The 14,165-nt window shown below is 52.5% G+C and carries 11 protein-coding genes; 3 read left to right on the top strand and 8 right to left on the bottom strand.

The genetic code is table 11. From position 1 onward, the window contains the following. Window positions 1–51: 51 nt before the first annotated feature. Complete coding sequence (locus tag RHH53_RS06420) at window positions 52–1,206, bottom strand: glycosyltransferase (RefSeq protein ID WP_310744240.1); 1,155 nt, start codon at window positions 1,204–1,206, stop codon at window positions 52–54. Continuing rightward, window positions 1,203–2,036 carry a thiazole synthase gene (locus tag RHH53_RS06415; protein WP_206201531.1) on the bottom strand — a complete coding sequence of 278 codons (834 nt, stop codon included), beginning with the start codon at window positions 2,034–2,036 and terminating at the stop codon, window positions 1,203–1,205. The genes RHH53_RS06420 and RHH53_RS06415 overlap by 4 nt, the downstream gene beginning before the upstream one ends. A gap of 134 nt (window positions 2,037–2,170) precedes the next feature. Between RHH53_RS06415 and RHH53_RS06410 the strand changes: the two genes are divergently transcribed. Together RHH53_RS06410 and ribH are read left to right on the top strand one after the other, a co-directional pair. Further along, window positions 2,171–2,623, top strand: coding sequence for a hypothetical protein (locus RHH53_RS06410; RefSeq protein WP_206201530.1), 453 nt, complete (start codon window positions 2,171–2,173; stop codon window positions 2,621–2,623). Between the two features lie 47 nt (window positions 2,624–2,670). Beyond that, the gene (gene ribH / locus RHH53_RS06405; RefSeq protein WP_206201529.1) at window positions 2,671–3,207 is read left to right on the top strand and encodes a 6,7-dimethyl-8-ribityllumazine synthase; all 537 of its coding nucleotides are present in this window, start codon (window positions 2,671–2,673) and stop codon (window positions 3,205–3,207) included. Between the two features lie 33 nt (window positions 3,208–3,240). Here the strand turns inward: ribH and RHH53_RS06400 are convergent, their stop codons facing one another. Next, window positions 3,241–8,472: a CHAT domain-containing protein gene (locus RHH53_RS06400; RefSeq protein ID WP_310744239.1), complete on the bottom strand. Its 5,232-nt coding sequence runs from the start codon at window positions 8,470–8,472 to the stop codon at window positions 3,241–3,243. A 189-nt stretch (window positions 8,473–8,661) separates the two neighbouring features. Between RHH53_RS06400 and RHH53_RS06395 the strand changes: the two genes are divergently transcribed. Beyond that, window positions 8,662–9,678 carry an aspartate-semialdehyde dehydrogenase gene (locus tag RHH53_RS06395; protein ID WP_310744238.1) on the top strand — a complete coding sequence of 339 codons (1,017 nt, stop codon included), beginning with the start codon at window positions 8,662–8,664 and terminating at the stop codon, window positions 9,676–9,678. Window positions 9,679–9,689: 11 nt separating this feature from the next. On the opposite strand, the gene RHH53_RS06390 is transcribed toward RHH53_RS06395, so the two are convergent. The 5 genes from RHH53_RS06390 to murD form a co-directional block, all read right to left on the bottom strand. Further along, entirely contained in the window at window positions 9,690–9,842 is a 153-nt protein-coding gene (locus RHH53_RS06390; protein ID WP_310744237.1) for a hypothetical protein, read from the bottom strand. A 303-nt stretch (window positions 9,843–10,145) separates the two neighbouring features. Beyond that, entirely contained in the window at window positions 10,146–10,946 is an 801-nt protein-coding gene (locus RHH53_RS06385; RefSeq protein ID WP_206201525.1) for a DUF1838 domain-containing protein, read from the bottom strand. A 2-nt stretch (window positions 10,947–10,948) separates the two neighbouring features. Next, window positions 10,949–11,626, bottom strand: coding sequence for a hypothetical protein (locus RHH53_RS06380; RefSeq protein WP_206201524.1), 678 nt, complete (start codon window positions 11,624–11,626; stop codon window positions 10,949–10,951). A gap of 4 nt (window positions 11,627–11,630) precedes the next feature. Then, window positions 11,631–12,803 (bottom strand): AI-2E family transporter, encoded by a 1,173-nt coding sequence (locus RHH53_RS06375; protein ID WP_225901677.1) that lies wholly within the window; start codon window positions 12,801–12,803, stop codon window positions 11,631–11,633. Beyond that, window positions 12,800–14,164 (bottom strand): UDP-N-acetylmuramoyl-L-alanine--D-glutamate ligase, encoded by a 1,365-nt coding sequence (gene murD / locus RHH53_RS06370; RefSeq protein ID WP_206201522.1) that lies wholly within the window; start codon window positions 14,162–14,164, stop codon window positions 12,800–12,802. The genes RHH53_RS06375 and murD overlap by 4 nt, the downstream gene beginning before the upstream one ends. Window position 14,165: the final 1 nt, after the last annotated feature.

Raw genomic sequence — 14,165 nt, 5'->3', positions numbered from 1 at the left:
GAAACAAACCTCAATTCAGCGTTACAGTGCAGCTATTCTAACAAGCGAACTTTACGAGTCTTGAGAATCCTTAACAATTTCTTGCAATTGACCGTGGCGATAGACCCGCAACCAGCGACCGCGCCAGTAGATGCGATTGCCAAAACAGCCCCCCAGCCAAATCAGGAAGCTCATCACATCCCGCAGGGGCAATAGCCAGAGCCACAACAGCAGCCGAGGGGTACCCATCAACACCATGCTCATGATCGCCTGCAACCAGCGAAGACCCTGAACCCCCAGAAAGACGCTGAGAGTCCATGGGGTTGGAAATAGTCCCCACAGCAGGGCACTATAGACGGTGCCAAACATAAACACCATGCCAAAATACTGATTGCCGCGATTGGCACGAATGCTGCGACACCAGCGCAGTTCCCGTTGCACCGCCTTCAAAAAGGACTCATCAGCGCAGTCATTGTCAAGAATATAGGACGATAACTCCACGCGATACCCAGCACGCCACGCTGCATACCCCAGTTGGTAGTCCTCACCAATGCGATTGAGTGCAATCTCAAAACCACCAATTGTTTCTAGGACTTCCCGCCGCAGCAGCACGGTTGGCCCAATGGCAAAGCGCAGCCCGCGATCAAGGAAGCGGGCAACAAGCACACTGGGGATAAAGTCAAGGCATCGCCCCATGGCCAGAAACGCAGCTCCTAAGCGGCGCGGATGGTGATCAATGTAACCACAGGTAACGACCCCCACTTGGGGATCCGCCAAGGGTTGCACCAAAGTGGCTAAGTAATGGGGTCTAACTCGCACATCACTATCGGTTTCAACAATTACCCCATAGCGCGCATGGGTAAACAATTGGGCGACATTGCTGGCCTTACGGTTCAGCCCGCAAATCCGCTGACAAAGATACCAGCGAGCCCGGTGGGGATAGGTCTGGCAAATGGCCTTTAACACCGGTATGGCTGGATCACTGGGGTCTTGAACCCCAAAGAGGACTTCGTAGACGGGGTAATCTTGCTCGCACAGTGAAGACCAGTTTTGCCAAGCCCTTGCTTCTAAGCCGCAGACAGGAACCAAGATCGAGACCGCCGGCAAGGACTCTAGGCGAGTCGTCCGCTGGGGGGTGAAAAATTGATAGGTGAGGGCAGTGGCAACAATGTAGAATAGGCTTCCCGTGAGGCTCAGCAGGCTCAGGAGAATGAGGGCAACCATCATGGTGCTGTCGCGATCGTCCCCGTCAGGGGGGAACTGGCACTGGCATAGGCTTTGACGGGAATTCGACCCGCTAAGTAGGCAAGACGACCCGCCGTGGTTGCGAGTGCCATGGCTTTGGCCATTGCCGGCGCATTGCCCGCTTGGGCGATCGCGGTATTAATCAAGAGTGCATCTGCCCCTAACTCCATCGCGGCGGCCGCCTCACTGGGCGTGCCAATGCCCGCATCAACCACAACGGGAACACTGGCTTGATCAATAATGATTTGAATATTGGCGGCATTACGCAGACCTTGCCCCGACCCAATGGGGGAGGCCAACGGCATCACAGTAACACAGCCCACTTCCTCAAGGCGTTTGGCCAGCAGGGGATCTGCATTGATGTAGGGAAGAACCGCAAATCCTTCTTTGACCAGTTGTTCTGCGGCAGCAAGCGTGCCAAAGGGATCGGGCAGCAAGTATTTCGGGTCGGGAATCACCTCTAGCTTGACAAAGTTGTTGTCCTCTTGACCCAAGAGCTTGGCCATTTCGCGGCCTAAACGGGCAACGCGAATCGCCTCTTCAGCGGTTTGACAGCCAGCGGTGTTGGGCAGCAGCCAGATTTTACGCCAGTCAAGGGCATCCACAAGTCCTTCGTGACCGGGGGCATTGGTTTGAACGCGACGTACGGCTACTGTAACAATTTCGCAGCCACTCGCGGCAACACTGGCCTGGAGATCCGCAATGGAACGATACTTGCCCGTACCGGTCATCAGGCGTGAACGAAACTGCCGCCCAGCGATTGTTAGCGGGGCATCTTCAATTAGCAGCTCAGGAGGAGGCGCAGTCACCATGATGCACTTGTGAAGTGAACAGCACTAGAGTTTGCCTTTCTACCATATCAGGGTTACGCTCTCTGCTGCTGCGACCTTGGAAAACTTGTGGCATCATAGAGGCACCATAACCTTGGGAGTGCAACAGTTGGTGCATGGCACATATTGGCAACAATGCCGCCATTCAGGCTGCCGATCGCCTGCTACGTCAATATGGGTTTGATTTGGATGGCTCCTCAGTTGAGGTCATCCTAGATCGCTGGTTGCGCCATTTTCCTCCCCGCTGGATTCGTCTTGCCCTCATTGAAGCCCTCTATCTGGGGCGCTATAAAGCCATTTCCGTAGAGCAAATTTTAGAGCTATGGCAACGGCGTGAGCAACCGATTTATCACTTCAACAGTGAGTTTGAAGCCATTATCTGCCAGTCATTGCCCATTAGTGTGCCGGAACCTACTCCCTCTCGCCTTTCAGAGACACCTACCAATACAAAAATTAGTGAATTTCACCCTGATTTAGCGTCTGACCCATTTGTTACCAAGTTAACTAGTATTGTGCAGCAGTGGCAGTCCCAAGACTTCCTCGTGGAGCAGGGCGATCGCTCCTCCTAGGCCATTGCAGGTTATACTCTTTTGGGTAAGATTTGGCACCTCCACCTATGGCTGTTTTTGAAGGCACCTATCACGTTCTGGGAACGCCTCGCTTTGGGATTGTGATTTCCCGCTTCAATGACTTGGTTACCACCAAGCTGCTAGAGGGCTGCCAAGATTGTCTGCGCCGCCATGGTGTTGATCCCAATCCCCATGGTTCTCAGGTGGACTACGCCTGGGTTCCCGGTAGCTTTGAAATTCCCCTTGTGGCGGCTCAACTGGCAGCCAGTCGTCGCTATGCTGCCATTATTTGTCTCGGGGCAGTCATCCGTGGCCAAACCCCCCACTTTGACTATGTGGCTGCTGAAGTCACCAAAGGCATTGCCACGGCCTCTATGCAAACGGGTGTGCCCATTATCTACGGCATTCTTACCACCGACACGATGCAACAGGCCCTTGAGCGCGCTGGCATTAAAAGCAATAAAGGTTGGGAATATGCCCTCAATGCCCTCGAAATGGCAAACCTGATGCAAACCCTGCCCAGCAGCATCAATCCACCCACAGCCAAACTCAGCCCCAGTACCCCCGTTCTCGCTGATGGGTAATCCAAATGGTGAAGCAGAAATTGCTTCCTAGGGCTACCAAGGGCTGCCAATCATCGTAAATCCTGCCCAAAAATAGGGATGGGAAAGTTGACGCCCACCCCCAGTTTGAACTTCTTGGGGCAAAGGAATTGAAAGCCCTCCCCGCACCCCAGCACTGCGCAGGTGATTCTCTTCAATCACAACCTGCTGATGGATCAGGGCAAGCTGCGCCTGTCGCAAGGCCTCTGCTTTAATCGGAGCAGTTCTCAACTGTCCATAAAATGCCGTCATCAAAGCCAGTGTCCCTTCATCACTGACATACCAAAGGCTAGCAACCGAACTCTTTACACCCGCTTGGAGTGACAGTCCAGCAAACCCAAGTTCTGCATTGGTATCTCCTACCGCTGTACGACAGGCACTCAGCGTCATTAGCTCTGTGGGTGGCCGGAATAAGTGCAACTGCCGCACTTGAGCCATTGAAAGCTGGCTATCCCAAAACTGAATATAGGAATTTTGTGGCTTACCCGCATTAAATTCACCATGGGTCGCTAAGTGTAGGATAGGGTAGAGACTGCGCCGCCGCTGGGTTTGCAAGTTTGAGACCGTAAAAGCTTCATTGAGGAATACTTGCCCTCGTCCTACCAGTTGCGTAATGGTTTGCAGCTCGATGGGAACCGCTGGCAAAGGACTTTGCTTTGTGAACTGAGAGGCACCCATTGCCAGTACAGAAGCATTTTGCAACGGCTGGTAGCGGGTATCCACCAAGTTGATACTGGGAATGAGACCCAGATTATAGCGTTCCACTAGAAACTGACCATTACGACGACCGATTGGACTATCGCTGACCGTCGAGGAAATAAGATTTGACCCCGTGTGCAGAGCAGCGATCGGCACACTCCGCAACCCCTGATCAAGGGCAAAAACCAGTGTATTAATGCCTCGATTTTGCAATTCAGCATCAATGCCGCCCATGATCCATTGGTAGAGCTGCTGCGCAAAGGGTAGATAGGATTCACTATTGGTTTTCGTTGGGTCTCGCACCTCACGATTAAAAGCAGCAATGACGCGGCGCACTGCTTCTTGGGGCACTCGAAGGGGTTGGTAAATGGGTTCCCCTTCCGGTGTGATGATAAATATATCTAGTTGTTCAGGTCGCCAAAAGACATAGCTCAGGGCAGGTTTTTGACCTGTTTCTTCAGCCATACGCCCCAATAATTCCTTGATTTGCTCAATGTCAAGGAACTGTAGTCCCTCTTGACTAGGAGTGCTGAAAAATTCATCAAAGTACTCACTAAACTCAAAGGAATAAAGCTGCTGAAGCAGTTTGATCGCACTGTTGTAGTCTCCCTGATCAAAAGCCGTACTGATTTGCTGACGAATGATCTCAACTCCGGGGAAGTAAATGACTTGAGCGGTATTCTGGGGCAGTTGAGTGCCTTGTATCTCCTCTCCCAATAAAATCCGACCCAGATTCTCTTGAGTTTGGGGTTCTGGAGGTGTTGGTGGTGTGGACGGCTCCGTGGGTGGAGTTGGCGGTGTGGATGGCTCCGTGGGTGGAGTTGGCGGTGCTTGAGAAACCCGATAGAGAAACCCAGAACCAGAAAATAGGGCAAGCTCAGGATAGGTGGTGTTGAATTGCTCTGAACCTGTGAGGCCGCCGTTGATATTGAGATTCGGGTCAGTCGAATAAACTAGCCAGCGACCATTGGGGGTACTAAAGACACTAGAGCCATAGTTGTTAATAAAGTTATTTTCGGCAGCAAGGACAATCGCATCCCCAGTCCCAACGGCAGAAATTGGCGCATTGAGAACAATATCGCCTGTTAGTGTTTGTAGGAAAATGTTGCGCCCTGTAATGCCTGTTGGGTTAACACTGCCAACGGTAAGGGTACTGTTATTGACAAATTGCAAATCACTCGCACTGTTCAACTCAGCAGCTAGGATCCCCACTTGGTTATTGGGGTTGGTTAGGATTGCACTGCCATTTTGTAAAGTTAAACCCAAGTTGCCTGCTCGAATCGGTGCACTTTGCGTTAGGTTCCCACTGTTTAAGCTGAGGATTAGGGTATTGCCGTTGGTATTGATGCCAGTGGTGAGGCCATTGACACCATTGTTGAAACTAACGATACCTAGGGCACCTTGATTACTCAAGTTCACATTTCCACTGACATTGCCTGAGAGTGTTTGAAACCTATTGTTGACATTGTTGAGGGTGAAAGTCCCCTGTCCAAGAAGTTGCAGCGTTCCCGCAGAAATGACATGGCTGCCCTGAGTAACGCCGCCACCGCTATTGAGTGTGAGATTGCGACCATTGAGATTCGTCGTGCCAGAGCCATTGAACTCAATACCTAGGGAACTTACGCCGGGGGTTTGCAGCGCAAGATTGTAGTTGAGGCTGAAGGGACGAACATCAATGAGACCAGTACCATTAGGGTGACCAATGGTCACCAAAGAAAATCCACCCGTGATTTGGTTGAGGAGAGACTGATCAATGATTAAGTTACCCGTTGCACCATCGCCAATGCCGACGGGAGTATGCGCATCAATCGGTTGAAAGACAAGGCGGCCTGCCCCGGCACTATGGATATCTAGAAGATCACCCAAGACTTCAATCCCCCCCTGAGCTGCTAATGTGAGCATGCCATCTTGAACAGCTAATGTCAGGGGGGCGTCAGAGACTTCCATGACCAGACCAGGATTGCCGTCAGTGGCGCGACCTTCGATGAGAATCTTCCCATTTCCAGCCGTTCTGACCTCAGCAGAGTACTCTGTGTCAGTTGCTGCCTTAAAGCCAAGACCAGCACCGAATTCACCCCCTGTACCTCTCAGGATAATGTCACCACTTTGACTGGTAATACTTGTGAAGCTACTCAGAATACCTTCTTGGATGGAGACAAAGCCCGTACCACCAGTACCCGTCAGGGTAATATTTCCAGTCGTGGTTCGAATTCCTGACTCTTCAAGATGGATGCCAACGGTGGAGGTAAATACATAGAAGCCGTTGCCCCCAGTACCCGTTAAGGTCAGATTGCCAGCTTCGGCGCTGATGGATGTGAAGCGACTCAGAATACCTTCTTGGTTGAAGGCAAAGCCCGTACCACCAGTACCCGTCAGGGTAATATTTCCAGTCGTGGTTCGAATTCCTGACTCTTCAAGATGGATGCCAACGGTGGAGGAAATTACATAGAAGCCGTTGCCCCCAGTACCCGTCAGAGTAATATTTCCAGTCGTGGTTCGAATTCCTGACTCTTCAAGATGGATGCCAACGGTGGAAAATGCATTGGTGTTGCTCCCAGTACCCGTTAAGGTCAGATTGCCAGCTTCGGCGCTGATGGAGGAGTTTTGAATCGAGATACCATTCACAAAACCATAGCTATCAATATTAGAACCACCTGTCCCTAGAATGGTGATCTCTCCAGACCCTGAGGTAAAGATTGAACTCCCACCGATCAGCACCCCTTCTTGGCCATTAGTTGTTGCACCGCTGCCATGAATCCTAATATGGCCGCCACCTGCATTGAGAGTAGAGTTTCCGATATTAACCCCAGCAGTGCTGACACCGATCGCTGGACTGGTGAAGGGATTAGAGCCACCCCCCAAAATAATATTGCCACCATTGGTAATGAGTGTAACTGAGTCTAATCTAATTGCTCCTGCACCACTGTTATCGGCATCGGCATGGAGAATGATATTCAGTCGGCCTTCTTCTGAGCGAATGTCATCGGCAACAAGAATGTTATTTGCAGCTTGCAAGGTTAGGGAGGCATCGCCGCCGCCTGTTTTGGTAATCGAGGCAAGTACAGAAATATCCCCTGCTTGGGTTCCAGTATCACCAGTTGTGATGATGACGCTAGTGCCGAGATTCAGGGCAGCTTCAATGGCAGTATTCACAACAAAAGCATCATCAGTGGTGGGGGTAAAGACATCAGGATTGCTCCCAGAGAAACTCCCGCCACTCGTAGGGGAGTTAGAAATGGTGACATTTCGTGGATCAAGGAGCCATGTACCGGGCTGACCCTTGACTGCACTGGCATCTACTGTTCCCCGAACGCTGAGTAATTCTCGCCCAGAGGTTTCCACAAAGCCGCCATTACCGCTAAGTTGCCCGCCGCGTGCGCTGATCGTGCCGGCAAATTGCGTGCTGTTGTCTGCCCATGCAATGACAGTGCCACCATTGCCTTGATTGAAGGCATCCGCTGCAATCACACTGCCGCTGTTGATAAAGAGATTCTGGGCATTGAAACTGCTATGCAAGCGGTTAGTGCCAGTGGTGCCCCCTAGGTAATCGCCCCCCAAGAGAATCGTGCCACCCCCGAGTTGACCAGAGGCGGTTAAGTTGGCATTGATGAGGGCGATATTTTGACCAGTGATCGTGATTTGGCCACCCATACCGATGGGATTGGCGACGGAAAGGCTGCCACTGATGACGGCGGTGTTCGTTGTGGTGGGAATTTTGTTGGGGTCATGGACAAGGCGAATCGTGCCGTCGGGATTTTGAATGACGCTGTTGACAGGTTGTGAACCATTGCCAGTGAGTAAGCTGGGTAAGTCCACGGCAGCGATCGCTCCCCCAGTCGGTAGTCGCTCTTGAGGAATCTCAAGGCTGAGCAGCATTCCCTCTTGGGAGACGCGCACCATTCCTGTTTCAGGTACAGCCGCAATGTGGATATTTCCTGCAGGGGCTGCAAGTGTACCCGTATTGATCACTTGGTGTGCCATTAGGCTGAGGGTTTGACCACTACCCACCCTCAGCTCACCTTCATTGATGATGAGGCCTTTACTCAGAAATTCAAAACCTGTGGGCTGACCATTGAGGGATTGATAGAGATTCTGGCCATTGACATCAAAGATCCCTCCCTCAAACAGCACCCGTTGAGCGGTAGAAGCATGGAAGGCAGCGGGGAGATTCAAACGGGCATTGGGGCCAAAGACAATTCCCGCAGGGTTGAGCAGATAAAGGTTACTGTTGCCACCCGTAATTTGAATCAAGCCATTGATGTAACTGGCGTTGCCACCATTGACGCCCGCGAGAATGTTGCGAATTTGCGGATTAGAGAGAAAGTTGGCAACTTGGCCGTTACCGACATTGAAGTTGTGGAAGAGGTGAAAGAGATTCTGACCATTCCCCGATAGGCGGCCACCACCAATATCAATCTGTTGACCATTTTGGATGACGGTGGTTCCAGTGCCATTGGTGGCTGGGGTAATTTGGCTGTAAGCAGCGCTACTCAACAGTCCCCAAAAGACTAAGGTGATGGAAAATAGGTACTGTTGGAGAGTTTTCACGATCCCAGCCTCCAGATGATTTATCGAGTCCTGCCGCTGGCGACTCTTGTGGGGGAGTGCAGAGGCTGTGGTGGAAATTGGCTATAGCCATTATAGATATGGCAGTAAAATTTCCAAAATGCTACGCTTTCTTAATTTCTCAATCCCCGACGATCGTAAAATGAGCTTATCTTCCTAGGAGTAATAACGTTGGCACAGGGATTACGGGTTGGCATTTTAGGAGCGACAGGTGCCGTTGGCACGGAAATTTTGGCCATTTTGGCGGAACGCTCGTTTCCAGTGGCAGAGTTACGTCTGTTGGCTTCGCCCCGCTCCGCCGGTCAAACCCTCTCCTTTGGGGAAACAGTGCTGCCTGTGCAGGCGGTGAGTGAGGAGACCCTCAAGGGACTGGATTTGATTTTGGCTTCGGCGGGGGCAAGTGTGTCACGGCAGTGGCTGCCAATTGCGGTTCAGGAAGGAGCGATCGCCATTGATAATTCCAGTGCCTATCGCATGGATCCCAACGTCCCCTTAGTGGTGCCCGAAGTCAACCCTGAAGATCTAAAAACCCACCAAGGCATCATTGCCAATCCCAACTGCACAACGATTTTGATGACGGTTGCGCTATGGCCCTTGCATCAGGTGCGACCGATTCGGCGAATTGTAGCGGCCACCTATCAGTCTGCCAGTGGGGCGGGGGCAAAGGCCATGCAAGAACTCAAGGATCAAGCCCTCGATATTCTCAAGGGGCAACCACCACGCACAGAGGCCTTTCCCTATCCCTTGGCCTTTAACCTCTTTCCCCACAATTCTCCCCTCAATGAGCAGGGCTACTGCCAAGAGGAGATGAAGATGGTCAATGAGACCCGCAAAATTTTCCATGCCCCAGAGTTGCGGCTAACGGCCACCTGTGTGCGCGTTCCTGTGCTGCGTGCCCATTCGGAAGCGCTGAATGTTGAGTTCTTTGAGCCTTTTCCGCTGCAAGAGGCGCGCGATCGCCTGCAACAGGCCGCAGGCGTCCAGTTTGTTGAAGATTGGCAGCGCAATTATTTCCCCATGCCCCTAGAGGCCACAGGTAAAGACCCAGTGCTAGTGGGGCGGCTGCGCCAAGATATTTCTGAACCCAATGCCCTTGAACTGTGGCTGTGTGGCGATCAAATTCGCAAGGGGGCAGCCTTGAATGCAGTGCAAATTGCTGAATCTCTGATTGACCAAGGACTCCTCTAAGCCCAAAGAGCTTACCACGGTTGACTGAGTACATTGAGAATGTCCTGCCGTGCCACTACCCGCGCACAGTTGCGCCACTGATCGGGATCGTCGCTGACATGGCGTTCATAGCGCAATTCAAAAGCATTGCGGGCTTCTTGGCGTAGGTGGAGGTACTTGTCCATGAGGTCTGCGAGTTCCTCGATGTTGTCAATCCATTCGTCCTCAAGGGTGTCGGGCAGACTACCAAAGAGCTAGAGTTGAATCTCTCCCACGACGACGTGTATCAGTAGCATCCCCAATGAGTAAGCCAGCGAGCAATTTTGGCGCTCCCATTTCTCTGGAGGGAGATCACTTTCGCGTCGAAATTCCCAGTCAACGCATGCTCCGCCAACAACCCCCCGTTCACCCCGTCCTGTAGAACCACAGTTTACCGAGTTGCCGCTTTTTAGCCTGCCCCCACGGGAATAGGGACAGGTTGGTATTCATCAAGTCACTGGAAACAGTGCACCCTCCAAATAGGCTTCAAAGTGCTCCTGAAAATACAGCCAAGAGGTCATATCAGCACCCTCGCGGTATTCAGTGGGGGCTTCACGGTATTGGGGCAGTCGCTCTAATTGGTCTTGTAGGAGGGAGGGCAAGTCTTCGACGGTCAGGGCTTTGCAGCCAGTCGCACTGTAGATGAGATAACCGGGGCGATCGCCCATCTTCATCCAAGGCAACCAAGGCCCAATCCGACTCCAACACAAATGGACATCGGCAATCGTCTCCGTATCTTGTTGTAAATCGGCGGTGGCCACCGTTAGCTTAAAGAGTTCTGCCGCTTGGTAGATCGGCTGGGGGCTGTAGGCCTGAAACCGTTCCTCACCCGCAAGGGGATTGTCATAGTAGGGAAATAGATCAAACTGAAACGTAGTGGTTCGCTCACTGACTTGGGCAGGCACCTCACGGCGAAATAGCCCCTGCACGGGATCATTAGCAACGGGAATCACGGGAACCACGTCCTCTGTCCAAGGATTGTGCCAGCGATCGCACAGGGATTGCTTTTCTGGATCCAGATAAAACGTCAATTCACGGGAGAGAAAATACCACCCGCCCTCGGGATGGGGCAAACAGCGAGCGGCACTCATGCCAACAATGTTGAAGAGGTGACGGCGACGCTCTTGGGGAACAAAACTATACACCGCTCCCTGCCACGCCATAAACGTGGTCTTGCCCGTCAAATCTGCCCGTACCCGCACCCAATCGCGAGCACTCAACCATTTTTGAACAAATTCAGCGGCGGGCATGGCTACTCCACAGGAATATGGGCAGCCTGCAATTGCACATCCTGATTCGGATAGCTGGCAAGGCGCAGGGTCAAGGTTTTTGCATTGTCAAGGAGGCTTTTGGGAATCAAAATTGTGCCTTTGACCAGATCACTACCGGGGGGTAATTCCGTGGGTAGGCCTTCGGTGAGGGCACTCAAAAGGGTACCTTTATCATTTTTGATTTCAAGAAAGGTGTAGATAAACTGCACCCCTTGGCTACTGTCGTTTTTCAAGCTGACGTGCAGGGCTAAATCTTGGCCAATGGTATCCACATGGCTAATTTCTAGGCGCACCCCCTTATCCTCAGCAACGATGGGCAGTGTCCGACTCGTCGCCGGTTCCGCTGCTGGGGGGTCATTGGCAGTGGTGGGGGCAGGCACAATCTCGCGATCGCTGGCACCTTCAGTCATTTCGGCAATGCGGGCTTTGGTTTGGGCAATGATCTGTGCCTCGTCAAGAATGGGCGATCGCTCCCCTTGGGTTTGATCATTGGCATTCACGGCACTGCCCAGAATCGGATTCACGACGGGTTGGGACACACCGCGCAATGACTCTCGCCCCAAATGGTAGCCAATAAAAGCCGTGACTAGGGTAATGGCAGCTGTGGTACTGATCAGCACAAGGGAGGTGAGAACTCCGGGTTGAAGGGCACGTAGCATCGTTCTACTCCACTGAGGATGGTTTCATTGACGAAGAGACAGGGGGCAAGGGGGGTGGATTATTGGGCAACGCGACCGTCTCCTCCACATCCTCGGCATTGAGGCGCGATCGCACACTCACCAAGAACGTTTTAATCACTACCGCGATCGGAACCGCAATGAGAACCCCGACTAACCCCGAAGCCCTAGCCCCAGTCAGGATCGCCAAGAAAACCCAGACTGGATTTAAGCCCGTAAAGCTACCGATGATCCGAGGGGCAACCACATTCTCCAAAAACTGCTGATAGAGAAACGCAAATCCCGCCACCTTGAGGGACAACCACACATCCTGAAGGGCGACGAGCAAACTAATTGAAATAATCCCCACCGTACCGCCAAAGGGCACCAAGGCCATCACGCCAATAATGACACCAAAGAGCAGTCCATAGGGCACCTTGAGGAAAATGAAAATCGTCGTCAAGCCAATCCCCATGCACAGCCCCAGCACCAACTGACCAATGAAATAACTCTCAAAACTGCGGCGTATCGTTTCTGAAACCGTGGGGCGGAGCGTATCTGGCAACCAACTGAGGAGGCCATCCCACAATTCATCCCCATGCTGCAGCAAATAAAACGTGAGCACAACGGTCAAAATCAGATTAATGAGCACATCCACCGCACTGCTGAGGGTGCCCAAGATTAAATTCAAAGCCTCACGGGCCAAGCTTTGGAGTTGATCCTTGAGTTTTTCCAAGAGTTGGTTGGCAAGGGCATCCACATCCACCGTTACCGGCAGGTTGAGGGAGTCCACCCACTGGCCAAATTCCAAGAGTCGCCGTTGGCTGGAGTTAAACCATTCGGGCAAGCGGGCAATGAGCTGTTGTGCCTGATTAAAGACATTGGGTACCACCACCAAGCCAATAATGGCAATCAGTACCAAGGCCAGCAGAAAGACGAAAATGGCTGAGGGGCCTCGCGGATTTCCCTGCTCCTCCATCCAGCGCACCGGATAGTTCAGCAAAAAGGCAAACAGGGAAGCCAGCACCAGAACCGCCACCAGCGGCCCAAAAAACTTGAGAATGGTCGCAAAGGCCCAGAAATTCAGCGTCAGGATAGGCCCTGCCAAGCCAATAATCAGAAACCGACTGGCAATGGAGAGGCGATTCCACCAGTGACCCGAGGCCGCAGATTGGCTCATAGCTCTAAGCACAGTTGACGAAAGTGATCACCACGTTCTTCAAAATTCTGGTACTGGTCAAAGCTGGCACAGGCAGGGGAAAAGAGAACGGTTTTGATCGGGTACTGGGTCACCAGTTCAGCAGCCGCCGCCACCGCCCGATCCAGTGTCTCCATGATCTCATAATTTGTAAAGCCCGTGGCTTCTAAGCGCTGCGCAAACTGCGGTGCCGCTTCACCAATCAAGAGCACCCAAGCGGCTTTCTCCTGAATCAGCTTGAGCCAAGCGCGATCGTCCCCCTTTTTGGCCTGTCCACCGGCAATGAGAATCACTGGCCCTGTCACAGAACGCAGCCCAATTTCGGCGGCGTCATAATTGGTGGCCTTACTGTCGTTGATCCACTCCACCTGTCGCCATTGGCGAATCCGCTCTAGACGATGGGGCACACCGGCAAACCCTGCCACCGCTTTGGCAATTGTTTCGGCAGGAATACCGGCTAAATGAGCCGTTGCCACGGCTAGAAGAAAGTTTTGCTGATTGTGTTGACCCGGCATTTGCAGGACATGGGTGGGCAGCAGGGGTTGATCTTGAAACCACACTTGATCCTTAGCAATATAGATGCCCTGTTCAATCCCCTTGGGTAGGGCTGCCGCCCCTTGGGTACTGATCCACCAAGCTTGCGGCCAACGATTCACCATGTGCTGACGCAGGTAGGGATCATCCCCATTGAGGATCGCCTGTTTCGCACCATTCATGAGGTGAGCTTTGGTTTCGACATAAGCGTCGAGGGTGCCGTGGCGTTCCAAGTGATCTGGTGTGAGGGTTGTCCAAAGGGCAAATTGGGGTTGCAGGGGGGGGCTAGACTCTAATTGATAGCTACTGATCTCAGCAATCACCCAATCAAGGGCGCTAGCGGTCAAAGCCACTTCGCAAATACTATTGCCGATATTGCCACAGGCGGGAGCATTGTACCCCGCTGCTTGAAAAATGGCGGCAGTGAGTGCGGTGGTCGTTGTTTTGCCATTGGTGCCCGTAATACATACCCACGGCAGATGGGCGAGGGTCTGCCAAGCAATTTCCACTTCCCCCCGAACGGGGATGCCCGCTTGGCGAGCGGCAATCAGAGCAGGAGACTGCCAAGGGACACCGGGACTAATGACAATTTCCGCTGGGACACGCAGACCCACACTGGCGAGGGTTTGTAAATCAAAGTCGTAGTTGAGTTGAACAGCAATGCCTTCGGCTTCTAGGAGTTGCTGCTGCGATTGTAGGGCAGGGGTTTGACGACTATCACTCACCTCCACTTGCCAGCCTTGACGTTTCAGTAAACGGGCAGCGGCAATGCCAGAGCGACCAAGACCAATCACATGAACAGTTGGCATA

The sequence above is a fragment of the Thermosynechococcus sp. PKX82 genome (genome assembly GCF_031583255.1).
In the GTDB taxonomy this organism is placed as follows: Bacteria; Cyanobacteriota; Cyanobacteriia; order Thermosynechococcales; family Thermosynechococcaceae; genus Thermosynechococcus.
Note: the sequence above shows the minus strand (reverse complement) of the source record. Positions and strands in the feature narration are given on the sequence as shown.

What these genes read in the sequence shown, in the direction of transcription:
- RHH53_RS06420 (WP_310744240.1), bottom strand. Translation starts at nt 1,206, where the DNA reads ATGATGGTTGCCCTCATTCTCCTGAGCCTGCTGAGCCTCACGGGAAGC.
- RHH53_RS06415 (WP_206201531.1), bottom strand. Translation starts at nt 2,036, where the DNA reads ATGGTGACTGCGCCTCCTCCTGAGCTGCTAATTGAAGATGCCCCGCTA.
- RHH53_RS06410 (WP_206201530.1), top strand. Translation starts at nt 2,171, where the DNA reads ATGGCACATATTGGCAACAATGCCGCCATTCAGGCTGCCGATCGCCTG.
- ribH (WP_206201529.1), top strand. Translation starts at nt 2,671, where the DNA reads ATGGCTGTTTTTGAAGGCACCTATCACGTTCTGGGAACGCCTCGCTTT.
- RHH53_RS06390 (WP_310744237.1), bottom strand. Translation starts at nt 9,842, where the DNA reads ATGGACAAGTACCTCCACCTACGCCAAGAAGCCCGCAATGCTTTTGAA.
- RHH53_RS06385 (WP_206201525.1), bottom strand. Translation starts at nt 10,946, where the DNA reads ATGCCCGCCGCTGAATTTGTTCAAAAATGGTTGAGTGCTCGCGATTGG.
- RHH53_RS06380 (WP_206201524.1), bottom strand. Translation starts at nt 11,626, where the DNA reads ATGCTACGTGCCCTTCAACCCGGAGTTCTCACCTCCCTTGTGCTGATC.
- RHH53_RS06375 (WP_225901677.1), bottom strand. Translation starts at nt 12,803, where the DNA reads ATGAGCCAATCTGCGGCCTCGGGTCACTGGTGGAATCGCCTCTCCATT.
- murD (WP_206201522.1), bottom strand. Translation starts at nt 14,164, where the DNA reads ATGCCAACTGTTCATGTGATTGGTCTTGGTCGCTCTGGCATTGCCGCT.